We start from the raw sequence: 22,728 nt of genomic DNA on the forward strand, positions 1-22,728 counted from the left end.
CCTCCGGCGCAGGCGCCTCCGCACGATGCCCACCCGATGCCGCCGCACCAGCCACCGCCTACCCAGGGCCATCCGGAACGCCGGCCCGATCCGTGGGAGCAGCATCCCCCGGGCTGGCAGCTTCCGTCTCAGCGACCACCGGGATCCGGTGGCCCGCCGCCGCAGCCCTACGGCCCGCCGCCCGGCCAACCCTGGCCTGCCGAAGGCGGGTTCGCGCCGGATCCAAATATCTCGCCGGGTGTACCGCCACTGCCCACCGGTTCCTATGCCGACCGCATCCGGGTCAATGAGCTGCTGCCGCCGAAGCGTCAGCCACCGGGCAGTGGTTGGCGACTGTTCGTGTACCGCGCCACGTTCGGCCTGATCAACCCCGGCCCTTCGCCCGAGGACCTTCGTCAGGCCGAGTTGGAGAGCACGATCAAGGGTGTCCTGCGCGGCCACTACAAGGTCGGGGTGATGGGCAAGGGCGGCGTCGGCAAGACCACGGTCTCGGCCAGCGTCGGCTCGATCTTCGCCCAGCTGCGTCAGGACGATCGCGTGGTGGCCATCGACGCCGATACGTCCTTCGGCAAGCTCGGCAGCCGCGTCGATCCGCACGCACAGAGCTCGTACTGGGAACTGGCCAACGACAAGCACCTGGACTCGTTCGCCGATGTGCGCAGTCGCGTCGGCAACAACGCTGCCGGCCTGTTCGTCCTGGCCGGCGAGGGCACCCCGGCCCGTCGCCGGGTGCTCGACGCGGCCATCTACCGCGAGGCCACCACGCGGCTCGACAAACACTTCTCGATCTCGGTGGTGGACTGCAGTTCCACCATGGACTCGCCCGTCACCCAGGAGGTGCTGCGCGATCTCGACGGCTTGATCGTGGTCTCCTCACCGTGGGTCGACGGCGCCGCCACCGCCGGTCAGACGCTGGACTGGTTGGCCGCGCACGAGATGACGGGCCTGTTGCAGCGGACGGTCGTGGTGCTCAACGATTCCGACGGCCACGCCGACAAACGCATGCGCTCCGTCTTGGCCGGACAGTTCTCGGGTCAGGGTCAGCGCGTCATCGAGGTGCCCTACGACGGGCATCTGCGGCCCGGCGGGGTCGTGGATCCGCGGGAGATGTCGACCGCGACCCGGCGCAAGTTCCTGGAGATCGCCGCGGCGCTGGCCGAGCATTTCCCGGCCCAGGACGAGCGCCGGGACAACTAGCGGGGCAACCGATCAGCGCATCGCGCCGATCAGGGCCTCCAAGGCGTGCACGGCCGGGGCGTCTACCGGGTATTCGGCCTCGGCGCGGGCCACGGTGTCCTCGGAAACTCCTGCCGCCGTTGCGGTTTCACTGAGCGTCAGGTTGGCCTGGCGACGCGCGGCATACAGGCGCTGTCCGAGGGTGGCTCCGGGCGCGGTGGCGGCGCGGGTGGTCAGTTCATCGATTTGGCGCCGGACCGCGCTGAGCGCCTTGATCAGGGCGGGCGTCACCATGCTCAGCCGCGCGGCGCGGGCGGCCACCGCCTCGAGCTGTCGCAGGTCGGCGAGCACGGACGTGACCCGCGGCGTGAACTCGGGTTCTCCGACTGCCGGCAGCGTGGCGATCGTCGACTCCAGCGTGTTCACCGCCGTCAGGACCGCCTGTGCGATCAGCGGTACCTCGTCATTGGCAGGCGGTGTGGTGGCCAAGGCCGGCTGCGCGGTGACGACGGTGGGAGGTTCAACGGCCGCCGGTGCAGGCGTCGCCGGATCCGGTGCCGGCCCGCCCTGGCGCAGCCGGGCGATGGTGCCAGGCGGCCAGCGCAACACCTCTTCGAGCTTGAGCCGGGTGCGCTCGCGGGGCCAGCTGCGGCCCTTCTCGAACGCGATGAGTGCCCCGGCGTTGATGATCCCGTCGGCGGCGAGACTGCGTTGGCTGATGTCGAGTTCGCGGCGTCTGGCCGCGGCTGCAGCACCAGCGCGAATGAGTCCGACATCGAACTCGCCCGTGGCGAGGTCGTACTCAGCGTCGGTCATACGGGGCTGTTTCCTCGCCAATGTGCTCAGCCTCAGCCATGTGCTGAAGCGGTTGCCGGAACGCCTCAATCCTAACCCCAGACCGCAGCACCGCTACGCATTGGGTTTTTCGCATTCGTAGCAAACAACCATGACGCTACGGCTTCCCTCGCGGTCAAACCGCACTCACGCTACGGGTACACCGAGGTACCCACCAGCGTTCTGACGTGCGGTTTTAGATCCAAAGACCCTTTTCGCTGGTGATCGAGCATCGTTAACTTTGCAAATTTCCGTAGCGTTGCACCGCTGCGGTTTGGATCAAACTGTTGCAACGCTACGGTTCTTGCTATAGCGTTCCTCCCAACGCGGGACACACCGCAACAAAAGTCCTAACAGGAGCAGAGCATGAACGCACTGATGGCCAATGGCATCCCGCTCGGCGTGTGCACCAGTGACCCGGAGCGGTGGACCTCCACGCCCGACGATCAGGCGAAGGTCGTCTGCCGGGAATGCCCGCGGCGCTGGCTCTGTGCCCGCGAGGCCTGCGAGCTTCCCCGCGCCGAGGGACTTTGGGCCGGCATCATGGTTCCCGAGGCGGGCCGCGGCCGTACCTTCGCGCTCAAGCAGCTCCGCTCACTGGCCGAGCGCAACGGCTACCCGGTGCGCAAGCTGGGCCTGGTCTTTCCCGAAGCCGCCTGAGCCCAAGCCGGCGCAACACACCAGTATTTTTGTCTGGCCCTTGCGCTGCCGATTCGAGGGGACGGCAGGGCAAGGGCACATTTCCACTGGGGGAGGAATAGGGGCCCGGGGTATGTCGTTACACCCGCGGACGGTGTCGGGCATTGCCCCGGGCCCCACACCAGAATCGTCGCTTCGAGCGACCACTCGCCGCGAGGCGCAGTGACGGCACCGTCCCCCAACTTCTCCTTCGACTACCGCTCGAGCGTGGCGACCACCGCATCGAGCAGAGCGTCCACATCGTCCTCGTTGTAGCCGCGCTGAAGAAGCGGCGGCTTGGGGAACGCGATGTTTCGGACATCGTCGGCATCGAGGTGGCCACGTCCGTCGAGCCTCCGGGCCACCAGTGCGAGAAAATCATCCACCGACTTCTTGTCATAACCGCGCTTGCCCATCGGCGGCTTCGAAAATTCGGTGTTGCGAACGTCTTCGGCTGTCAATCCCCCGGTCATGCGGGTCATGTTAACCGCCTATCGCGTCCAGCTCGCCTGAACGCGGTTACCGTGAGATTCATGAGCAACACCGACACGGCGCCTGCCGAAGTCACGTGCGCCAACTCGGAGTTCACCGGGGTTCTGCACCCGCGGGAGGTACCGCTGGGCGGGCCCCGGGCGATGCTGGTCAGGCGCACCCTGCCGCAGCGGGACCGGTCCATGATCGGTGCGTGGTGTTTCGCCGACCACTACGGACCCCACGACGTCCGGGCCGCCGGCCGGGGCATGGACGTGGCGCCCCACCCCCACACCGGATTACAAACAGTGAGTTGGCTTTTCGAAGGCCTGATCGAACACCGCGACAGCGCCGGAGTGCATGCCATGGTTCGCCCGGGCGAACTCAACCTGATGACCGCGGGTGCCGGGATATGCCACTCGGAGGTCTCGACGCCCGAGACGACACTGCTGCACGGCGTGCAGCTGTGGGTGGCCCTGCCGGACTCCGCTCGCGACACCGGGCGCGACTTCGCCCACTACGCGCCGCCCCCACAAACCGTCGACGACGCCACCATCCGCGTTTTTCTCGGTGAGCTGGCGGACTCGGCCTCCCCGGTACACACCTTCACGCCACTGTTGGGCGCGCAGCTCGACCTGGATCCGGGTGCGGTGCTGACGCTGGATGTCGACCCGGCCTTCGAGCACGGCGTCCTGTTGGACCAGGGCGAGATCGAGGTGTGCGGCACCACGCTGGCCGTCGCCGATCTGGGCTATCAGGCGCCCGGGCGCGCGCAGCTGCAGTTGACCAACCGCGGCGACGGCCCGGCCCGGGCGATCCTGTTGGGCGGGCCGCCGTTCACCGAAGAGCTGGTGATGTGGTGGAACTTCGTCGGCCGCAGCCACGACGACATCGTGACCTACCGCGAACTGTGGCAGGCCGGCGACGCACGCTTCGGAGACGTGCACGGCTACCAAGGCCACATCGCGCGGCTACCCGCACCGCCGCTACCCAACGGGCGGCTCAAACCGCGTCCGCGGCCGTCGGGTTAGGCGTTCAGATACTGGGCCGTGTTGCCGCCGACCGGCATCTCCGGCAGCCCGAGCTTGCGGTGGTCCCAGCTGCGCTGCCGGTTGGGCACCACCCGCACGGCGATACGGTTGTTCATCATCTGGTCGACGAACGGGCGCATCTCCTCGGTGTAGGGACCGGTGTAGCGCTCCCACACACTGATCCCCACGCGCAGCAGGGTTTCCGGATCGTCGACGATCTCGGCGGTGCCGTCGATCGACACCCCCCGCAGGGTGTTGTAGGTGTCGCCGTCCTCGATCATCACCGTGATCGTCGGGTCGCGACGCAGGTTGACCGCCTTCTGCGACTTGGCCTTGGTCTCGAACCAGATCTCACCATCGAGCACCGCGTACCACATGGCGACCAGGTGAGGTCGGCCGTTGGGCAACACCGTGGCCATCGTGGCGGTGCGGCTGCGTTCGATGAATTCGGCGATCTCGTCATCGCTCATGACGATCTTCGTGCGCTCGTTCTTGCCCACCTGTCACCTCTCTGCTCACCTCAGCCCACCATAGCCACGGGCCTAGAGCACACCGAACTGCGAGGTCACCCAACGCACCGGATCCACACACCGGAACGGGGCAATACCCCTGGCGTGCAGACGGTTTCCGGTGGGTGCATGGCCGAGTGCCGACACCGCGAAATACCGGCTGGCCAACCGCGGACCCGAGGACGGATTTTCGACGCCGGCCACGATCGAGCCGCCGTGCAGCCGGACCAAAAGGCTGCGCACCTCTTGGTCGAGCAGTTGACCGTCGACGTCGTCGTAGCGCTTGCCGTCGGAGGTGTCGCGCAGGAACGCCGCTCCCCCGTTCGACATGACCAGGGCCCATTCCGAACCCTGCACGTCACGCAGCGCCCGCAGCACATCGAATTTGGACAAGATCACCGCGAGCTTGGGTTGGCCCGGGTTGACCGCCATCAGCAGATTGGCCAACACCGATCGCGGCTCACCGCCGCTGAACGGCTGGGGCGGTAGTAGGTCCTGCAGCTGATCGCGAATGGCTTTGACCCGCAGCGGGTCGAACATGAAGAACACCGCGTCGGCGTGGGCGAAGAACTGGAAGGGCGGGGCCCGCAGATCACCGTTCTCCAGGTCCTCGCCCGCCACATCCCGCAGCACCAGGAAGCGACGCACACCGTGCCAGACACCGATCGAGAACACCAGTGGCTCACGCTGATTCGGGGCCTGGGTGTGCACCGTCGGAGTGGGCGGCAGCAGGCCCCGCTGTACGTACAGCGGTCCCTCGTAGTTGGTGACGTAGTTTTGCGCGGTGGCCCGGGTGACCGGTTCCATCAACACACCGAAGCGCTCGCACAACAGCTCGAGCTGCTTGACCAGCACCGCGATATAGAGGCTCTTGCCGGTCGCCCGTGCGCCGGCGAGTGCGATGCAGATGGCATGCCCCTCCCGAAAGCCGTCGGGAAGCGTGAAGTGGCAGGTCGGGCAGATCTCCACCGCGTGCCCCTGCAACGCGCGGCTGGCCTCCGACACCGGCGGCGGCGGGCCGTTGTAGCCCGGCGCGCGGGTCCAGGTGTAGAGCGGACCGCAGTCGGCGGGCGCACCGACATATGCAGAGGCGACGTCGTCGCGATAGCGCGTGCCACCGGCCTGGGCCGGCAGCGTCCACAGGTGATTGTTCGGGCTCAGCAGAGTGAAGCACCGCGGGCATTTGCTCATGTCAGCCCCGGCTCCCCCTCAGTCGCTCCGCCAGCGACGGGTGCTCGCCCCGGCGCGTCAGCAGTCTGTTCACCATTTTGCGGTATCCGCGCATCGTCCCCTCAGAGGCATCACCCGACAACTGCGCCATCAACCCCACCACGGATTCCGCGTCGGTGCCGCCCATGGTGGCCGCCACCTGGGCGGCCAGCGTTCCGGCGAGCTCATCGACGGGGTCGAGCACATAGGCGCCGGACTCGGCCGCGGCGCTTCTCAGCAGGCTGATCGCCACCACCGTCACCGGCGCCAGCCGGCCGCCGTCGACCAGCGGCAGCACCCGGGCCACCGCCTGTGCGCCGCAACCGTTTTCGGTGACCAGATCGTTGCAGGCCTGCGGATACGGCTGACCGGTGAGCACACCCAGCAGCGCGAACGCCAGCAGCCGCACCGAGAAATCCGGGTGCACGGACGCCGGTTCCAATCCGGCCAGCACGTGATCCCACAGCGGCACATAGGAGCTCTGATGCGTGTGCAGATAGCCCTTGTGCAGCCATTCCTGCGGCTCGACGTGGCGTACCGCGGCGCACGCCACCGCCACGTTGTCACCGTTGTCCTCGATCACCTTGCCGGCCAGCCGGCGCAACGCGACCGAATCCGCCGCCCCCACCAGGGTTCGCAGTGCGGCCATCCTGGGCAGCGGCTCTGCTCCGATGGCCAGCAGCAGATCCGACGGGCTCCAGACCGAGGCCGCAGCCGCGGCAGCGAAGTGCTCGGGCTCGGTGATCCGCAGCCACCACAGCTGCGCACCGAGATCGCCGGCCAGTTGCGGCCCGTGCCGCCGCGACCGCAGCCCACGCAGCGCGGCGCGGATCCACACCGGATCCCACGGCTGCGCTTCGGCGAGCTCTGCGGGCTCGGGCACAGCGGCCGCCTCGGCCAGCCAGTCCAGCACGTCGTCAGCGATGGCGTTGCCCCCGGTGTCACCGTCGCGCAGCAACCACACCGCCAGCGACAGCCGGTCCGCGGCACCGATCCGCGCACGCACCCCCGGATCCGCCAGAGCCGGCAGCACGCCCTCGGTCAACGCCGTCACCAACCGGTCGTCGGCGACTCCGGCCCGCAACAACAGGTCGACAACCCGCAGCAATCGATCGGGCCCGTGCGTCCTGCTATCCTCTATGGCCGGCCCGATCGCCTTCCGCAATGCCGAAGGTGTTGGTTTCCCGTGAAACATTCTCGGCCCCAACGGAATTGGGCCGTCTTGGGTCAACCACGCGTCATCGGCAATCGCCCTGGCGAAGTAGGTGGCATCGGCGAAGGCCGCACCCGCTCCGTCCGGCAACTCGTGCACGGCCCGCCACGCGTCGCCCGTCGTAGCGCCCACCATGGCCGAGAGCACGTCGGCGATGGTGTGCGCGGCCTCGGACCCGACCAGCGCACCCGGCGGCGAATGCGCGCCGATCACCTCATGGGCCTCCGCCTGCGCGTCGGCGAACTCCGGGTGCCGGGCCACCGCCATCGCCATCGGCCACGCCGGATGCAACCCGTCATCACGCACCTGGGTGGAGAACGTGTCGATGTCGTCGAGCACGCGGCGGGCCGACGCCGCATCGAGCAGCACCACCTGCGCCATCACCGACCACCGCGTCACCTCGATGCGGTGCCCACCGGCGGTACGGTGCGGATCACCGCCGAGCTCACCCAGCGACACCGTCTCGGACTCGCTGATCACCACCATGCCCGGCTCGATAGCGGCCACATCCCCCACCGGCACCGCGCTCAGCACCTGCCCGTTGTGCGGCGCGACCTGCTCGGCGCGATCGAACGTGGAAAAGCTCAAGCCCGCAGCGGTGCCCGGGGACATCAGGAAACTCACCAGGCCGATCCACTGCGCTGCCGCGTCCGGGGACTGCACGCCCAGCACCACCGGAGGCCCGCCGGCCAGCGCCGCGGCCACCGCATCCAACAACGCGAACAGCGTCGCCAACCGCCACGTGGCGGTATCCAACGCGAACGCCACCACGCTGTCCTTCGTCACCGCGCCGCCCACCTCCGGCAGCACCCCGGGAAGCACGGCCCGGGCCACCGCGGCGGCACCGTAAGGCTGCAGCCAGTGCGCAGACCGCCACCGTTGGATGGCCCGGCAACGCGGGTGGGTATCAGGCGCCCGATCCAACAGCACGTGGGCGAATACGTTGCCCGGCCGGCCCATACTGTCCGACCCGGCAGGGAAGGTGTGCCAGTAGCCGGCGCCTTCGGCCAGATGGCGGTAGGCCAGCCGGCGAGGGCCCTGCTCAAGCTGCTCAGGGGTGGGGAAATCCGGTATCTGCCCCACCGGACGGAACACCGTGCGAACCCCGGCGATCAAGGCCTGCGTCTCCTCCGGCGTCAGATCGCCGCTGGTTTCCTTGACCTGCCAACCACCGACATTCCCGACGGCATCGAACGACGTGTAGGCGAGCTGGCCGTAGCGCGAGGTCATAAGACTGTCGCGGTGAGCTGCAGGGTCTGCACCGGCGGATCCAGCAGCGCAACGGTCCGCAGCTGTACGGGATCCGGGATGTCGAGGAACAGCCGAATCCAGCCCTGCAGGCCACTGACATTGGCGGCCCACAGCTCGCCACTGCCCGATGCGGTCAGCGCCGTCCAGCGCAACTGCTTGGACGGCTGGTCGGCCAACTGTCCCTGCGAATCCAGCGGCGCCACATCCACCGGCTGGCCGTCGTGCACACTCAACGGCATCCGCTGAGGATTGTTGACCAACACGAACGAGGGCGAGCCCGGAAGGTCGTGTTCGGAACGCACCGCGACGGTGGCGGTGGTGGGGAAACCATTGGGGTCGCGGCCAATTCGCACCGCGTACTGCAGCCGCAGCATGCCGGGATACTCGATGCTGGCCACCGGACCGGTCACTCGCCGGCCGCCGGAGAACGCCACCGGCGCCAGGTGCAACGAGCAGCCACCCACCGGGAGCGCACCGGTCAGGTGCATACCGCCGTACTTCTCGTAATCCTCGAGCGAGATCTCGAAAGACCGGCCGGTCAGGCCGGCGCGGGGGTCGTGGCCCTTGGCCGCCAGGGTCACCACCACACCGGCGGCGCCGTCGGGCCACTCGAAGGTCAGCACCTGCTTGTTGCAGTACTCGACGAGCTCGATGTCACGGATCGTGCCGGTGCGCACCGCCGACACCGTCCGGCCCAGCACCGCGTGTCCGGCCAGGATCGTCACCGGTGTGAGGTAGGCCCGGCTCCAGCCCTGGGGCCAGGCCACCCCGGCCATCAGGGAGCGGTGGGAGCCGTCGGTTTGCGGCTGATCCGTCACCGGCCCGCGCAGCCGCAGGTCCGGGGTGAGCCCAACCTGATCGAGTGCTTTCTCCGGAAGCTCGGTGGCCGCCCCACCGGCGCTCGGACCGGTCTGGCTGAGGTAGACCGCCACCTCAGCTCCCGGGGCAGCCCACGACACGTCGAACGTTTCGCCGTCGAATCCGGTATCGACCGTGATGTCGGTGACCGCCGACAGCACCGCCGACACCTCGACGTCGGCGTCGACGGGCTCGGAGAGCTTCACGCCTGTGTCGAGGTCGACGGCGCAGCGCACCCGATAGCGGTATCGGGCCCCCCGCGTCACTGCGGAATCGACGAAACCTGTCCGGTGCTCGCCATCGGCCAGGATGCGGTACTGCGCCTCGTCGATCCCGGATACATCGGCCGCGTCGTCCATCGGGATGCGGTACACGTGAACCGAACTCGACGTCGGAGGCGCCGTCCACTTTCCGATGACCAGGCCGTTGTCCTCGCGAACGGCTACGTCGCTGACCGGTGGAACCATGACCGCACTGGCGTACAGCACCGGCCGGGTGCTCAGGGCGTCGGACCGAGACGTCCCGGTGATGACCCACACCTGGTAGTAGCGCACCGGGCCGGTCAACGGCCGGTCGTCACTGGCAGCCGACAACGGTGTGGCCGCGACCAGATCAGCGTTTTCCGGGGATTTGGGCTCCCGGTCGTCGCCGCTGACCACCCGGTACAGCACCACTCCCCCGTTGGCCTGGTAGTCGGGCCAGCTGAGATCGACGACGCCGGGGCGGGCCGGATCGTGGCGGAATGCGATGGCGCGCACCTCACCGGCCGCGGGTTCCCGAGGCTCGGGCGCATTGACCGGGGCCCCGGATTCGAGCTCGGCGAGCAGCCTGGCCATTTCGTCGGCATGCTCGGCGACCGATCCGGGCAGCATCTCCCGGATCTGCTCGACATCGGTGCGCCCGGACCGGAGCACAAGCCGCAGATGGGCCTCTTTGAAACTGCGCGCCGCCACCGCGCCGGAGTCGACCAGTTGCTGACGCCAGGCCAGCAGTGGTGCCAGCCTGGGATCCGCGTCGTCGGCATCGTCGACGGGATACAGATCGGGCATCAGAACACCAAATCCCCGCCGGACGTGATCGCTGCGCGTCACGTGCTCCGGCAGCTCGAACAGCGCGAACTCCTGAGGTGCACAGGCCGACACTGGCCTGCACACCCAGAAACGCTACCGCAGCAGCGGCCTGGTCACCGCCACATGGTGGGCCACGCCGACGCGAGGGGTCGTGCACCACCACATATGGTCGGCACATCCGCAGCGTTCGCGATCTCCAGGAGGGACATGTCCCCTACCCGCTCCACCAGCAACGACGTGTGGGAAGTGATGTCGACAGCACGGACCATCCGGCGGTTCACCAGCGAACCGGTGGACGACGCGACGCTGACCCGCTGCCTGCAGGCCGCGGCGTGGGCGCCATCAGGAGCCAACGCACAAGCCTGGCGCTTCGTGGTGCTGCGCTCGGCCGAGCAACGCGCGGTGGTGGCCAAGGCAGCCGCCCAGGCGCTCGCCGTCATCGAACCCGTCTACGGCATGACCCGGCCCGCCGCCGACGACACCAGTCGGCGGGCCAGAAACAACCGCGCCACCTACGAATTGCACGACCGGGCAGGCGAGTTCACCTCGGTACTGTTCACTCAGCAGCGCTTCCCCACCGCCTCGGAACTGCTGCTCGGCGGGTCGATCTTCCCGGCCATGCAGAACTTCCTGCTGGCCGCCCGGGCCCAGGGGCTGGGCGCCTGCCTGACCAGCTGGGCGTCCTACGCCGGTGAACCGTTACTGCGGGAGGCCGTCGGGGTGCCCGAGGACTGGATGCTGGCCGGCCATGTCGTGGTGGGCTGGCCGCGTGGTTCCCACGGACCGGTGCGCCGCCGCCCGGTCACCGAGCTGGTCTGCATGGACCATTGGGATGGTCCGGCGCTTTAGGCTGAATTCATGGGTCCAGCATCTGCCCTGATGCCCGCGGCGTTCATCGGCCACGGCAGCCCGATGAATGCGCTCGCATCCAACCGCTTCACCACGGCCTGGCGCGGTTTCGGGCAGGCAGTGCCCCGGCCCCGCGCGATCCTGGTGATCAGCGCGCACTGGTACATCAACGCCACTGCGGTGACCGCGATGCCGCGCCCCCGCACCATTCACGACTTCTACGGATTCCCACCCGAGCTGTTCGCCGTTCAGTACCCCGCGCCGGGCCTGCCGGAGTTGGCCGAGGAGGTCAGCGACGTGGTGCATCCCACCTGGGTGGGTGCCGACGTGGACAGCTGGGGTATCGATCACGGCACCTGGTCGGTGTTGCGACACGCCTTTCCCGACGCGTCCATACCTGTTGTGCAACTGGCGATCAACGCCAACGAACCGGCCGAATACCACCTGCAGCTCGGTGCGAAGCTGGCTCCGCTGCGCGAGCGCGACGTCCTGGTCCTCGGCAGCGGCAACATCGTGCACAACCTCGGCGGCATGGATGCGAGCCGGCCTGACGACGGCTTCGCCTGGGCCAGACGCTTCGACGACGCGGCCCGCGAGCAGCTCTTGCACTCCCCCGCCGATGTCCTCGCCCTGGAAAGCCATCCCGACTACGCGGCTGCGGTCCCCACCCCGGACCACTTCATCCCGATGCTGTACTTCGCCGGGCTCGCCGGTGCCGCAGCGGGTTCGGTCGAGACTCTGGTCACCGGCTACACCTACGGGTCGTTGTCGATGACGTCCTACCTGCTGCGTTGAGTTGATTGCCGCCGGGAGGCCGGACCCGGCGCGATAGGGTGACGGGCGTCATGCGCGGAATCCTTCTCGCCGGCGGGTCCGGCACCCGGCTGCATCCGATCACCACGGGTGTCAGCAAGCAGTTGCTGCCCGTGTACGACAAGCCACTCGTCTACTACCCGTTGTCCACGCTGATCATGGCGGGCATCCGCGACATCCTGGTGATCACCACGCCTACCGACGCACCGGCGTTCCACCGCCTGTTGGGTGACGGCTCGGCATTCGGTGTGAACCTGAGCTACGCCGCGCAGCCGCAGCCCGAGGGGCTGGCCCAGGCGTTCATGATCGGCGCCGAGCACATCGGCACCGATTCGGTGGCACTTGTGTTGGGCGACAACGTTTTCTACGGACCGAGCTTGGGTACCAGCCTGCGCCGGTTCCAGAATGTCAGCGGCGGAGCGATTTTCGCGTACTGGGTGGCCAATCCGACGGCCTACGGCGTGGTCGAGTTCGGCACCGACGGAACCGCCCTGTCCCTCGAGGAAAAACCGGTTGTACCCAAATCCCAGTATGCCGTGCCGGGGCTGTACTTCTACGACAACGACGTCATCGAGATAGCGCGCTCACTGCGGAAATCTGCCCGCGGTGAGTACGAGATCACCGAGATCAACCAGACCTATCTCAACCAGGGCCGGCTCTCGGTCGAGGTGCTGGCCCGCGGGACGGCGTGGCTGGACACCGGCACCTTCGACTCCCTGCTCGACGCCAGTGACTTCGTCCGGACCATCGAACGCCGCCAGGGCCTGAAAATCGGTGTCCCCGAAGAGATCGCGTGGCGGGCCGGTTACATCGACGACGATCAACTGGTCGCACGCGCCAAGGAACTGCCCAAATCTGGGTACGGGGATTATCTGCTGAAGCTGTTGGAGCGCAAGTAGGCATTACCCGGTACAAGGGGGATCCGGTTGTTTGAAACATACTTCGCCAATGACGGCGCCGCCGACGCAGCAGAATTCAACCGGACCCGCGAATTGATCGACCAGATGCTCGATGCGCTGGCCGGGATAGAGAATCCGGCTCCCCGCTCGCTCATCGCAGGTCTCGACGCGAGAGCAACATTGCCGATGCTCCCCTCCGCGATCCTGCGAAGTTACTTGAACCATTCCTTGTTCAACCTCAAGCACGTCACCGAAACCGTGACCCCGGGTCGGACGGTCTCGGTGCCAGTCGTCATGTCCGCATTACGCGTATCGCTTTTGGCCAGCTCTCGCCTGTCCTACGTCGTGGCAGCTCCGGACGCAGCGGTCGGTAGCGAGAGAATGGACACCATCCTGGCGCTGGAAGCCAGGTCCGTGAAGCAGTACATACGCAAGTTTCAGGCTCAATCAGAGCTGCCGGGCATGCATCCGGCACCGGGCACGAGCGTCACCGCGTTCGCCTCGATGCCCTTCCCCCGTGTCGAAATGACAGAGGGGCGTCTGCTGGGCAACTTGAAAGCAGAGACGCTGGCCGAGATAGTCGCCCAGACCGGGCACCCGGTCGGGGTGATCGACGTACTGACCGATCACCTGTTCCAGACGACGAGCGGTGCCGCCCACGGTTATATGTGGGTCGATCTGGAGGGCGTCGTCGCGCACTTCGTCCCCCAACTAGGTTGGACAGCCACGATCGCCAATATCGTGTTGACCAAGTTCATGAAGGCGCTGAGTTGACAGTCACACCGTGGCGAAGAAGCGCCCCAGAGCCTCGGCCACGCGTCCCGGCGCCGTGTCGGTCGCGAAATGGGACTGGTCGGGCCAGGTGACACGCTGCGCGTGCGGGAGCGCCTCGGCCAGGCGGTCCATACCTTCTGGAAGTGGTGCCCAGCTCAAGCCGCCTTGCATCAACAGCACCGGCAGCTCGATGGCAGCCCACCGGTCGATGTCTTGTCCGTCATGGGCCATCGCTTCCAGATCGGCCCCCGCAGATGTCGTCACGGTGCGGCCGAACTCTTCACTCGGCATCTCCATCGGCGTCGCCGAGATGACCTCGTCGGGAACGCGTGCGACCTCACGCGCGAAAATCTCGAGGGCATCTATATAGCGGCTGTCCGCACAGAACCGCCGGAACCGTTCGAGGACCGGCAGCAGATGGGCGCCCGACAACAGCAGAGGCGGCTCGAACAGCGCCAGTGACGCGATCCGGTCGGCATCGGCCAACGCGGCATAAAGGGCCACCGTCGCGCCGTAGGACCCGCCGACGACGTGTGCCTTCTCCCCCGCGACGTCACACCCGGAATTCAGCACGCACCGCAGATCGTCGGCCTCGGTGGCGAAACTGTTGGGTGACCTGCCTGCCGCACTCGGCCGGTGGTTGCGCCGGGCGTAGCGCACGATCCGGAAGCCCGAAAGATGCTCACTGACCGCGGCCCACGTGTCCAGGCCACCGTTGGATCCGTGAACGAAGACGACCGGTGGCCCGTCGCCGGTCACGTCCCAAACCAGTTCGGTGCCGTCCGACGCTCTCAGTTGTGAAGCCACGACGTCAGTATCTATCTGGCCCGCCAAACAAGAAGGCCGCGAACTCGGTTGAGTCCGCGGCCTTCGTCGCAGTTCGTAGAACCGCTTCTGTGTGTGGATCTCAAGCGCACTTCAGGGCATCGTGCGTCTAGTCGATTCCACCGTGCTTTTGCCTTGTTTCCACCGACTTTTCTGTGGTGCATGGGCGGGGCTCGGGTGGTTTGAAAGGTGGTCGGCTTTCCGCTCAGGGCTCACTGCGATGATTCTCGCAGCAATGCGACATCCTCCATTTCGTAGGGGTCACAGGCGATGGTGCGGCTCATTGGCAAATATGTGGCGGCTCACTCCACCGACTTTGGTGCACGAGAACAGTCGCCGGTGGACCGGGCTCGGTTCGGCCCGGTCCATCTCTGGTGAGGAGGCTAGGTTCTTGGCGGTGTTCGCGCGGGTTCGTGGCCGAGGTCGTCGGCGAGCTGGCGCATGCGGATGTCGATGGATTCCGCTCGCAGCTTGAGTGGGTCAAAGTTCATCTGGCTGTGACGGTTGGAGGCGACCGCGGCCATGGCCAGAATCAGCTTGATCATGGGGTCACGCCGTGGTCCGTAGTTCAACTGATTGAGACCGGTGACGTGTGCTGATTTGAGGTGGCTGAACCTCTGTTCGGTGAGTGCACGAGCGGCTTCGAAATAGAGGGAGTGTTCCCAACTGCCGGGTACTAGGTCCCATTGCGCCCGCTTGAACTGTTCGGGGGTCAGGGTAATCATCACGCTTGCGTTGGCGCAGCATGCTCGCTCGTGGGCTTGCCACGTTGGTTCTGCGAGGGGGACCCCGACGGGATTGTGGCGCATCGATTCGGGTTTGAGTGGGCACTTGACGGTTCCCATGGCTGCCGGGCAGACAAATTTCATCTTCACCACTTGCTTGCGGATGCGTCCTAGCCGTGGGCGGCCGTAGCCGTCTGGTGCGTAGAAGGGGCGAGAGTTGTAACCCATCAGGTAAGGGAGGATGCGCCGAAGTCGCTTATCGTGGGCACGGAACTTGTCGTTGTCCAGGAGATGTTCCATCTTGGGGGTGCGGTGACCGCGGATCTTGGAGAGCACGGCGGGGCAGTAGAAGGCTCCGGCCCATTGCAGTACACCGGGGTCGGTGTCGGTCGTGGGTGACCAGGCCGGGGTCGTGGACGGACACTCGATGCCCCATTTGTCCGGGAATCGGCCGACGGGGCTGTATCGATGTTTGAGCAGGATGTCGGCGCATCCGTCTTTTGAGTTGTAGGCCATGTCGAAGGTCATGAACGGCCAGCGGGCCCGGGGCCCGGGGGGCCGTCCGGTTAGGCCGTTGGCCTCGGCTTGTTCGAGCGCCTCGGCCATTCCCTGCGGGCTGCCCGAGGTCGCGTAGTGAATCGCTATGCCGACAAAGACTGGGGCTACGGCGTGCATCGCTGAGGGTTTGCCGATGCGGGTTAGCGCGGTCATTTCCATGCTCATGGCGGCGTAGGTAATTTGTCGGGTGGTGCTTTCACCGTTGCGGCCCACTGATTTCTTGTCGCGAACGTGGAAGTTCGCTCCCAGCACTGCCCCGCGCAGTTTGTCGGCGGCACTGCCGATTGTGCCGTCCTGTTTGGCTACCGAGTAGAGCGTGCCATCGACGACAAGGTCGCCGCGACAATGCTCGGGGTTCGCGTCTTCGACCGATGCGGCGACCAGACGATTGATGGCAAGGTGAAGCAGGCGTGCGGCCTGCCGGGCGTGTTCACGTTGTTCTTCGGTGCGCTTGTCCAGGCGGGTGCGGTACTCGGCGTTGGTCATGCGGCGCGCAGGCAGGTCTGCCCACGAGTCGAATGCTGTTAATCTGCGCGCCCACCAGCTGGTAAAGCGCTTGTACTCGGTTCGGTGCTCTTGCCAGTTCGTAGTGGAGTTGTGGCCAGCCATCCCGACCGCTGCAAGCTGGGCGGGGCGGAATTCGGCAATCGTCTGCACAATGCCGGTCAGGGTGGGAGGCCGTGTCATCAGTACTCTGACCAGCAGGGCAACCAGAACTGCGGTGGTGGAATAGGCGACGCCGGTGGTTGGCCGGCCGCCTTCGCCGGCGCGGAGCTGGTATTGGTCATCGATGAGTTCAGCGACGCCCGATTCCCACACAACTTGGTGTGCGTACCGGAAGAGGTCAGCCGCGATGGTGCAGTCAGGCTTGCGGTCGATGATCATCGAAGGCTCTCCTGCTGGATGGTGATGATGTGTCGAACCTTGTAGTGGGGTAGCTCATTTCGAAGGTCAGCGAGTACCCGGACATCTCGGACGTCTGCAAGCTGCAGTAGCAGTGCGGTGGGTATACACCGTTCGGCCATGTCGAGGATCCAGCGGTTGCGCAGCGGTTGACACCGCACCGGGGGATACCCTTTCGATGTCAGCTTCTCGCTGATGCGGTTGACGATATTGCGTTCGGCGAACTCGGAGTTCGGCGCCAACACCAGTCCGTCTCCGACCCGTGCGGCGAGCTCGAGGAGCCGGCAGTTGATCCCTTGGTCGAGCACTGGCACTTGTCGTACACCGCCGGCAACGTTGGGTAGCGTGACCACGCAGATCGCGCGTCCATGGGCACGTATGGTGCTAATCGACGTTCCGCGAAGCACTTTGAAATCTGCCGGGCGGGCTCCGACACCGTAGCTGAGATCGGCGAGCGCCAGCGCTCGCATCCCCAGTGGACTTGGCAGTTCCCACAGAATCCTGTAGAGCGCACGGATTTCTTGGTAGCTAGCGGCTTTCTGTTTGGTGCGCGGTGCGGGCAGCACGCGTGCGGGAGGGTACTCGGTGGGATGGAGTAGTCGCCCGGCGTTGTAGAGGATGTTTCGAATTTCCCGGTGACCGCGCGGGCGAAAGTCAGCTGTGAAGGCGAGTCGCTCATCGACCGGACCACGTTTGAGTGCCTTGTTTGCGTCGACAACACCATCGACCGCGGCCCATGCGAGGTGCCTGGCGATCTCAGCGCAGGTTCTCATATCAGTAGATAGACGTGTGAACTCGGTCATGCACCGTACTTGGGCGGCTTGGGCCACCGCCTCCCGCGCGACTTCAGGATCGGGATGCCGGATCGTGATCTCAGTCAATGTCGCCGTGCGCTGCGACTGCTCGGGACCTGGGTCAGGCAGCGGGGTCTGTGCAGCGCGGAGCATGAACGCCGATGCCGCCTCCAACGCGGGCTCAGGATGCTCCTGAGGGCCGATCACCTTTGTCGTGCCGGCTCGTTTGCTTCCTGTGAATCGGGCCATCATCGACCACCGCCGCTCACACGGCGTGGGCCGTTGACATCCGTGCATGAGCACGCTGAAATGGACATGGTCCTCCTTTGGAGGGTTCGAAGAGCCGCGAGACTCTTTGGTGAGCTGAAAGCCGGGGTGCTACCCGGCTTTCGGCGTTTAGAGGTACATGCTGCCGATATCTGTATTCGGCTGTGCTCATTGATGTCTGCTGGTTCTACCTCCTTTCGGTGTGCCGGTGACCACTGGCGGTGTCGGTCGCATGCCTGTCGGCCTCGTTGGTGACGACACCGGCGATATGGGTGAGTGCGTGGTTCAGGAGCCGGTTGCCCGCCGCCGATAGCGACAGGCCACTCGATTTGGCATAGGCGTAGACGGCTTCAGCGATGTCCGGTGTGAGACCGAACTCCACCCGCACACGGTCCCGATGTCCCATCGTGGGCCTGGGCGGCATCGCTGTCTCCGTTTCTTTCCGGGACATCCCGGCATCCGCCAGAACGCGCCGTCGGATGTGACGCTAGCCCCGCTAGTAGGGTGATCGACGGTTGTCGGTAGCGCGTCGGGCGCCAATGCCCCATTTGTTACCGCTCGTGGTGACAACGACCACCCCGCACACCGCACGAGGCGGACCAGCCGTGGCTCAGCGACCGAGCGCAATCTGCCTGTACGACAGCGCTTTGCGGTGCCCGTGCACGCGGGTGACATGCACGTCCGCGTCCGGCACGCTCGGTCTGGATCTGCAAATTGCACCACGGGACGACAATCGGCAATTGGTCAGACCCTGCTCGGCGTGTCGCCTCGGGCGAGGCTACTTCACGGCACCGACAGGCTAGTCGGCCCGCCGCCGACGCGCAGTCGATCGGTCTGCGAGAAGCGCCCGTTGCCCGACCGCAATGGCCCGTGTGGCACCACGCTGATGTCGAGCGCATGAAAATCTCCTCGCAAATGCGCCAGCCGATTTCATCGGTCTGGGGGTGCACCTTCACCGTATGAGGGGATGCCCACACATCAATGCACTACTAGTAGGGCTGACTATTTGCCTGCGCACCTCCGTACTGATGTCGTGCCCACTCGACCTACGCAAACCGATCCCCGCCGGGCCACTCAGTGGGCGCAGTACCGCGTTGCCGTCGGCCTTCGAATCCGAGAATTGCGCAAAGCGCGAGGCCTGACCCAAGAATCCCTTGCACTGGAGTCCGGAGTCACACGCAACGTTCTGCTGGATGTGGAGCATGGAGCATGGCCGAAGAGGGCTTCTCTATGAACGCTTATTCGACATCGCCCATGCCCTAGACGTTCCAGCCAGGGAACTTCTAGATATTCCCGATGTTGAGTGATCAGATAATGTCACAGAACCGTGACGCCGCCCGTCAGTGTATGCGGAATAGAAAAATCAACCAATTAGGACGTATCGAGGCATGCCGGGGTTTTCGATCAGCATGAAATAATATCGCCCGCGAGGACAGTTTGAACGCTTCTCTGACATCACACGCAATAATCCTGGGTCATCCTTCTGGAGCCGCGCTTCACCCCTCCTGGGAAATCTCCGTAAGGGAAGATGCCCTGTTTGCCAGCGCGTCATTACTGGCTATATGTCACGGCAATTCTCGCGGTGTCCTACGGCAACGCATTCGTTGCACATATTTGCATTGCTCACACGAACCTACGCGATCGTTACGTTCCGGGTCCTGCGCGGCATGGGGCATCGACCTGCAGCAATGCGTCGCTACGGGGAGCCGTGATGCCCAGCTGGTGAGGCAATTGCGATCGCGCATGCCGGGTTGATGATCGCCACTCCTTGCGCACTAAGGATCAGTTCGTGTGTAGTGTGCACTACTAGTAGGGGCACAGGTGGTGTTTGCCGATGGGAGGACAGGAGCGCGTGAGCAGCGACTTTGAACCCGGAGACAACGCGGGAGTCCGTCAGGTTTTGCATCCGGCAGTCACATATTTCCGGGAGAGACTGGCCGAATTGACGAACAGCCACCGGTACCGGCCAGCAGGTACCGGAAGCAAGCTGCGCAAGGTGACCCCTCTGGCGGTTCAGAAGAGTCTTCAGCACGTAGCGCCCGACTTCGCGCCATCCCAAACTCAGATCTATCGCTATTACAACGGTGAGGCCATACCGGATATCGCCGTAATTTTTGAACTCGCTGACCTTTTCGGAGTGTCTCCGCGGTTCTTTTTGCCTAGCACCACTGAGAGGTCATAACGCCGCGGGAGAATCTCCGGGTTAGCGCTGAAGGGGGCGCATCGCCGTGCCGCGTTACCGTATGCCTTGATACCGGCGCGTCCCGATGGAGCCGCTACGACTGCATGCGGATCGCTTCGGATCCAGCCGGTTGTCTGTCAGCCACGCCGGATACCCTCCAACCCGCTACAGCAAGATCCCCGGCAGAAACACCCGTGCAAGCCCGACGCAGCACCGTCCAACCCGCCCACTGTGGCGTGGGAACCTTGTCCACCCGCGACAAGCGCCGGATGGGGTGGCCGATGCGATTTCTGTGACTGCCCCGGCGTTCGGCGGTGTGCGATCTGTCGCATCGCACCAAACGGCAACGGTTCATGTGTGGGCATCCCCTACGAGGCGCGGCCGGGCGAAAGACTCTACTGATCACGGCAGTACACGAAAGCAAGGTTGGTGAACGTGACGGCTCATTGGCTACTACCGGTCGATACATCCAGCTTGCACAGCCTCGACCAGCATCACGCTCATGGCGTGGCGCCGAGGTGTGGGTATCCCACGTACCTGCCGCTAGAGGCCAACGTGGGAGACCAAGTGCTGTTTTGGCGCTCAGCCTTCGGCAGCGGCATCGTCGCTCAGGGTGTCATCGTCGATCACGTTCCGATCGAGACGCACACGAGCGCTCTTCGCCATGTGCTCGATCACGACGATTCTCCCCCTGAGTACAGCCACATATGCGCTGCCATCGCACACCACACTTTCAACCTAAGCAACCCTCTTTCGGCCGGTTACCTGCGGGCCGGCGGCCTCAACACAGTGGTCACCCAATCGAAGAAGCTTCCTCGCCACACCAGCGGCCGGCTTAACGCGTTGCAGCTCAGCTTGACCGCCGAGGAATCGGATCGTCTGAGGAATTTGGCCACATCCGCCCCATCCGCCGATAAGTGGCCCACAGCGTGGGATCTCGTTCCAGGAGATGAAATCGGGCGCCGCAAGCAGGTACATGATGTGTTCGGCGGCAGCCGACAGCGCGTGGCCGTGAGCGGTCAGACGCCAAACATCTTGGTATTCAATCCTTCCCAAGCCGAATCGAAACTCAACGGCCTGGGTTGGCGCGGCGAACACCTTCTGATTGCAGGCAACGCCGAGTCCGGTCGCCGCCTGACCCATCACAATCTCGCCATGCTCGGCCACGTAAACCGCGGCATGGCGTTACGGGTGTTCAATGTCGAAGGCGACCGGTGCCGCTACCTCGGGGAATTCACTGTTGCGCCACACGATCCCGTCGACCACTGGGAAAACACCGGCCAACGCGCGCGGTGGACACCAAATCGCATCTCCAAGATGACTGGCCCACCTCCGGACACAAAAATGGTCCCGGTCATTCGCCTGCGTCCGCTCGACCGCGGACGAGCACTGTCGGCTGACCAACCGGCCACGTCGACGCGACGCGTACACCTCTCGCTGCGTCACACGGTTACCGATACCAATCAAGCCGCCACCAAGGCCGAGAACATGGCCGGCGGATCTCACGACAATGCCGTAATGCTCCGCACATTGCGCACTCTTGCCGAGCAAGACCCGTCCGCGATTGCCCAGCTTGGCATACTCGACGACGCGCGAATCGTGTCTGCGCTCATCGCGCATGCACAGCGTCGATCAGATCTGGACAAGCTGCGTTCCATTGTTGAAACTCCCGCCAATCCAGAACACAAGATTCAGGAGCAGCTGCAAGGCATGCCGTGGGTCTTTGGAGGCGAGTTCATACACGAGACGGCCCGCAGAACCCTCACCGCCACAGACCAACTCGACATGTCGCTCATCCGCTTTGACGGATCCCTGCATGGTGTGGAACTGAAGCGAGCGCACATCGAGGAGTTGGTCACCGGTAAGCCCAAGCGCCTTGTTGTCGGCGGGCAGGTGAATCGAGCTGTCGGGCAGGCAATGAATTACCTGCGAGTCCTGGATGAGAACCGTGACCACATCCTGAATGAACTCGATTTGGATTGTCGACGGGCCTCGATCACCGTGGTGATCGGGCACACGTCATTCGTGTCCGCGAATTACGATCGGCGCGACATACTTGAGGCCATCCGCACCTACAACAGTCATCTCACGCGGATCACCGTGGTCACCTACGACGCTCTCATCGAGAGCGCCGAACGAGCCCTGTTAACGGTGTCCCCACCAACGGACCATCGCGAGAACCGGCATTCTGCGCTACCTCCCAGGTGAGACCGAACCATCCTGTATCCGGCATCAAACCCGGACGTGGAACGCCGTTGTGGGTGCTTTTTGGTGGGTTTTACGTACGATTTATGGTGCACACCGTGCACGCGTGCCGCCTCAGCGGCCAGGAGAAGACGGGGAGGAAGTAATCGTGGCTGTGGCGAATGGATCAGCAATGCACGCTCAGGCGATGCGTGTGCCTGCCGCTGACCTGGTGCGCGAGCTGGTAGAGCACCTGGGGCCGACAGTGGTGGCAGCCCTGGCGGGGGTTCGTGATCGCAAGCAACCGTACAAATGGGCAGCCGGCGGTTCGCAGCCGCGACACGAGTCGCTGGCGCGTCTGCAGGTCGCCTACCGGGTGTGGTCAACGATCGCAGACGCCGAGGGGCCGAATGTGGCACGGGCCTGGTTCATTGGGGCCAACCCGCGTTTCGAGGAGCGTCCCCCGTATTTGGCGATCCGCGAGGGCCTGTTCGGTGAGGTCGTGGCGGCGGCCGAGGAGTTCATCGACCACCGTTAGAAATCCGGTTTTCCGCCATGCCTGTGGCGCTACCGTCAAGTCCTATTAGGGCAGCTCGGGACACGGGTTTATGCGGCGCCGAACCTGAGCCCCGGTCCGCTCGACGTGGGAACTATC

At 65.2% G+C, this 22,728-nt stretch carries 20 protein-coding genes and 1 pseudogene; 11 read left to right on the forward strand and 10 right to left on the reverse strand.

The genetic code is table 11. From position 1 onward, the window contains the following. The first annotated feature begins 36 nt into the window (after positions 1-36). Positions 37-1,197 (forward strand): MinD/ParA family protein, encoded by a 1,161-nt coding sequence (locus E0T84_RS23845; RefSeq protein ID WP_371726292.1) that lies wholly within the window; start codon positions 37-39, stop codon positions 1,195-1,197. A 12-nt stretch (positions 1,198-1,209) separates the two neighbouring features. Here the strand turns inward: E0T84_RS23845 and E0T84_RS23850 are convergent, their stop codons facing one another. After that, positions 1,210-1,992: a helix-turn-helix transcriptional regulator gene (locus E0T84_RS23850; RefSeq protein WP_138745732.1), complete on the reverse strand. Its 783-nt coding sequence runs from the start codon at positions 1,990-1,992 to the stop codon at positions 1,210-1,212. A gap of 384 nt (positions 1,993-2,376) precedes the next feature. On the opposite strand from E0T84_RS23850, the gene E0T84_RS23855 reads away from it, so the two are divergent. Next, positions 2,377-2,670 (forward strand): WhiB family transcriptional regulator, encoded by a 294-nt coding sequence (locus E0T84_RS23855; protein ID WP_138745733.1) that lies wholly within the window; start codon positions 2,377-2,379, stop codon positions 2,668-2,670. Positions 2,671-2,903: 233 nt separating this feature from the next. Here E0T84_RS23855 and E0T84_RS23860 read toward each other — a convergent pair whose 3' ends face one another. Beyond that, on the reverse strand, positions 2,904-3,170 hold the full coding sequence (locus tag E0T84_RS23860; protein ID WP_070185340.1) for a DivIVA domain-containing protein: 267 nt from the start codon (positions 3,168-3,170) through the stop codon (positions 2,904-2,906). 51 nt (positions 3,171-3,221) lie between these two features. On the opposite strand from E0T84_RS23860, the gene E0T84_RS23865 reads away from it, so the two are divergent. Further along, the gene (locus E0T84_RS23865; RefSeq protein ID WP_070185341.1) at positions 3,222-4,190 is read left to right on the forward strand and encodes a pirin family protein; all 969 of its coding nucleotides are present in this window, start codon (positions 3,222-3,224) and stop codon (positions 4,188-4,190) included. On the opposite strand, the gene E0T84_RS23870 is transcribed toward E0T84_RS23865, so the two are convergent. From E0T84_RS23870 to E0T84_RS23885, 4 genes are read right to left on the reverse strand one after another with little or no spacing between them, the layout of a single operon-like run. Then, positions 4,187-4,690, reverse strand: coding sequence for a pyridoxamine 5'-phosphate oxidase family protein (locus E0T84_RS23870; RefSeq protein WP_070185342.1), 504 nt, complete (start codon positions 4,688-4,690; stop codon positions 4,187-4,189). The genes E0T84_RS23865 and E0T84_RS23870 overlap by 4 nt on opposite strands. Positions 4,691-4,732: 42 nt before the next feature. Then, on the reverse strand, positions 4,733-5,890 hold the full coding sequence (locus tag E0T84_RS23875) for a hypothetical protein (protein WP_138745734.1): 1,158 nt from the start codon (positions 5,888-5,890) through the stop codon (positions 4,733-4,735). A gap of 1 nt (position 5,891) precedes the next feature. Then, on the reverse strand, positions 5,892-8,351 hold the full coding sequence (locus E0T84_RS23880) for a hypothetical protein (protein ID WP_138745735.1): 2,460 nt from the start codon (positions 8,349-8,351) through the stop codon (positions 5,892-5,894). After that, positions 8,348-10,279 carry a hypothetical protein gene (locus E0T84_RS23885; RefSeq protein ID WP_138745742.1) on the reverse strand — a complete coding sequence of 644 codons (1,932 nt, stop codon included), beginning with the start codon at positions 10,277-10,279 and terminating at the stop codon, positions 8,348-8,350. The genes E0T84_RS23880 and E0T84_RS23885 overlap by 4 nt, the downstream gene beginning before the upstream one ends. A 228-nt stretch (positions 10,280-10,507) precedes the next feature. Between E0T84_RS23885 and E0T84_RS23890 the strand changes: the two genes are divergently transcribed. The 4 genes from E0T84_RS23890 to E0T84_RS23905 are packed head-to-tail and all read left to right on the forward strand — an operon-like array spanning position 10,508 to position 13,635. Further along, positions 10,508-11,149 carry a nitroreductase family protein gene (locus E0T84_RS23890; RefSeq protein WP_138745736.1) on the forward strand — a complete coding sequence of 214 codons (642 nt, stop codon included), beginning with the start codon at positions 10,508-10,510 and terminating at the stop codon, positions 11,147-11,149. Positions 11,150-11,179: 30 nt separating this feature from the next. Continuing rightward, a complete protein-coding gene (gene ygiD, locus E0T84_RS23895) occupies positions 11,180-11,944 on the forward strand; it encodes a 4,5-DOPA dioxygenase extradiol (RefSeq protein ID WP_138745743.1) in 765 nt (254 codons plus the stop codon). 50 nt (positions 11,945-11,994) lie between these two features. Continuing rightward, the gene (gene rfbA, locus E0T84_RS23900) at positions 11,995-12,861 is read left to right on the forward strand and encodes a glucose-1-phosphate thymidylyltransferase RfbA (RefSeq protein WP_070185347.1); all 867 of its coding nucleotides are present in this window, start codon (positions 11,995-11,997) and stop codon (positions 12,859-12,861) included. A 27-nt stretch (positions 12,862-12,888) separates the two neighbouring features. After that, positions 12,889-13,635 carry a hypothetical protein gene (locus tag E0T84_RS23905; protein WP_138745737.1) on the forward strand — a complete coding sequence of 249 codons (747 nt, stop codon included), beginning with the start codon at positions 12,889-12,891 and terminating at the stop codon, positions 13,633-13,635. 3 nt (positions 13,636-13,638) lie between these two features. On the opposite strand, the gene E0T84_RS23910 is transcribed toward E0T84_RS23905, so the two are convergent. The 4 genes from E0T84_RS23910 to E0T84_RS23925 form a co-directional block, all read right to left on the reverse strand. Further along, positions 13,639-14,442: an alpha/beta fold hydrolase gene (locus E0T84_RS23910; protein WP_138745738.1), complete on the reverse strand. Its 804-nt coding sequence runs from the start codon at positions 14,440-14,442 to the stop codon at positions 13,639-13,641. A 401-nt stretch (positions 14,443-14,843) separates the two neighbouring features. Then, complete coding sequence (locus tag E0T84_RS23915; RefSeq protein WP_070185350.1) at positions 14,844-16,628, reverse strand: hypothetical protein; 1,785 nt, start codon at positions 16,626-16,628, stop codon at positions 14,844-14,846. Next, positions 16,625-17,449 (reverse strand): hypothetical protein, encoded by an 825-nt coding sequence (locus E0T84_RS23920; RefSeq protein WP_131823090.1) that lies wholly within the window; start codon positions 17,447-17,449, stop codon positions 16,625-16,627. The genes E0T84_RS23915 and E0T84_RS23920 overlap by 4 nt, the downstream gene beginning before the upstream one ends. A 445-nt stretch (positions 17,450-17,894) precedes the next feature. After that, on the reverse strand, positions 17,895-18,131 hold the full coding sequence (locus E0T84_RS23925; protein ID WP_138745739.1) for a hypothetical protein: 237 nt from the start codon (positions 18,129-18,131) through the stop codon (positions 17,895-17,897). Between the two features lie 609 nt (positions 18,132-18,740). On the opposite strand from E0T84_RS23925, the pseudogene E0T84_RS23930 reads away from it, so the two are divergent. The 4 genes and pseudogenes from E0T84_RS23930 to E0T84_RS23945 all read left to right on the forward strand — a co-directional run bounded on the left by E0T84_RS23930 (position 18,741) and on the right by E0T84_RS23945 (position 22,611). Beyond that, positions 18,741-19,014 (forward strand): annotated as a pseudogene (locus E0T84_RS23930) (helix-turn-helix domain-containing protein). 527 nt (positions 19,015-19,541) lie between these two features. Next, on the forward strand, positions 19,542-19,889 hold the full coding sequence (locus E0T84_RS32770) for a helix-turn-helix domain-containing protein (RefSeq protein WP_110764916.1): 348 nt from the start codon (positions 19,542-19,544) through the stop codon (positions 19,887-19,889). Positions 19,890-20,456: 567 nt separating this feature from the next. Continuing rightward, a complete protein-coding gene (locus E0T84_RS23940) occupies positions 20,457-22,097 on the forward strand; it encodes a Shedu anti-phage system protein SduA domain-containing protein (RefSeq protein WP_070185353.1) in 1,641 nt (546 codons plus the stop codon). A 184-nt stretch (positions 22,098-22,281) separates the two neighbouring features. Next, positions 22,282-22,611, forward strand: coding sequence for a hypothetical protein (locus tag E0T84_RS23945; protein WP_234998185.1), 330 nt, complete (start codon positions 22,282-22,284; stop codon positions 22,609-22,611). Positions 22,612-22,728: the final 117 nt, after the last annotated feature.

The sequence above is a fragment of the Mycobacterium sp. DBP42 genome, assembly GCF_005924235.1.
Lineage (GTDB): Bacteria > Actinomycetota > Actinomycetes > Mycobacteriales > Mycobacteriaceae > Mycobacterium > Mycobacterium syngnathidarum.

Bases quoted from the DNA above. Each gene is read 5' to 3' on its own strand.
- E0T84_RS23845 (WP_371726292.1), top strand. From the start codon at position 37: ATGCCGCCGCACCAGCCACCGCCTACCCAGGGCCATCCGGAACGCCGG.
- E0T84_RS23850 (WP_138745732.1), bottom strand. From the start codon at position 1,992: ATGACCGACGCTGAGTACGACCTCGCCACGGGCGAGTTCGATGTCGGA.
- E0T84_RS23855 (WP_138745733.1), top strand. From the start codon at position 2,377: ATGAACGCACTGATGGCCAATGGCATCCCGCTCGGCGTGTGCACCAGT.
- E0T84_RS23860 (WP_070185340.1), bottom strand. From the start codon at position 3,170: ATGACCCGCATGACCGGGGGATTGACAGCCGAAGACGTTCGCAACACC.
- E0T84_RS23865 (WP_070185341.1), top strand. From the start codon at position 3,222: ATGAGCAACACCGACACGGCGCCTGCCGAAGTCACGTGCGCCAACTCG.
- E0T84_RS23875 (WP_138745734.1), bottom strand. From the start codon at position 5,890: ATGAGCAAATGCCCGCGGTGCTTCACTCTGCTGAGCCCGAACAATCAC.
- E0T84_RS23880 (WP_138745735.1), bottom strand. From the start codon at position 8,351: ATGACCTCGCGCTACGGCCAGCTCGCCTACACGTCGTTCGATGCCGTC.
- E0T84_RS23885 (WP_138745742.1), bottom strand. From the start codon at position 10,279: ATGCCCGATCTGTATCCCGTCGACGATGCCGACGACGCGGATCCCAGG.
- E0T84_RS23890 (WP_138745736.1), top strand. From the start codon at position 10,508: ATGTCCCCTACCCGCTCCACCAGCAACGACGTGTGGGAAGTGATGTCG.
- ygiD (WP_138745743.1), top strand. From the start codon at position 11,180: ATGCCCGCGGCGTTCATCGGCCACGGCAGCCCGATGAATGCGCTCGCA.
- rfbA (WP_070185347.1), top strand. From the start codon at position 11,995: ATGCGCGGAATCCTTCTCGCCGGCGGGTCCGGCACCCGGCTGCATCCG.
- E0T84_RS23915 (WP_070185350.1), bottom strand. From the start codon at position 16,628: ATGATCATCGACCGCAAGCCTGACTGCACCATCGCGGCTGACCTCTTC.
- E0T84_RS23920 (WP_131823090.1), bottom strand. From the start codon at position 17,449: ATGACCGAGTTCACACGTCTATCTACTGATATGAGAACCTGCGCTGAG.
- E0T84_RS23925 (WP_138745739.1), bottom strand. From the start codon at position 18,131: ATGCCGCCCAGGCCCACGATGGGACATCGGGACCGTGTGCGGGTGGAG.
- E0T84_RS32770 (WP_110764916.1), top strand. From the start codon at position 19,542: ATGGGAGGACAGGAGCGCGTGAGCAGCGACTTTGAACCCGGAGACAAC.
- E0T84_RS23945 (WP_234998185.1), top strand. From the start codon at position 22,282: ATGCGTGTGCCTGCCGCTGACCTGGTGCGCGAGCTGGTAGAGCACCTG.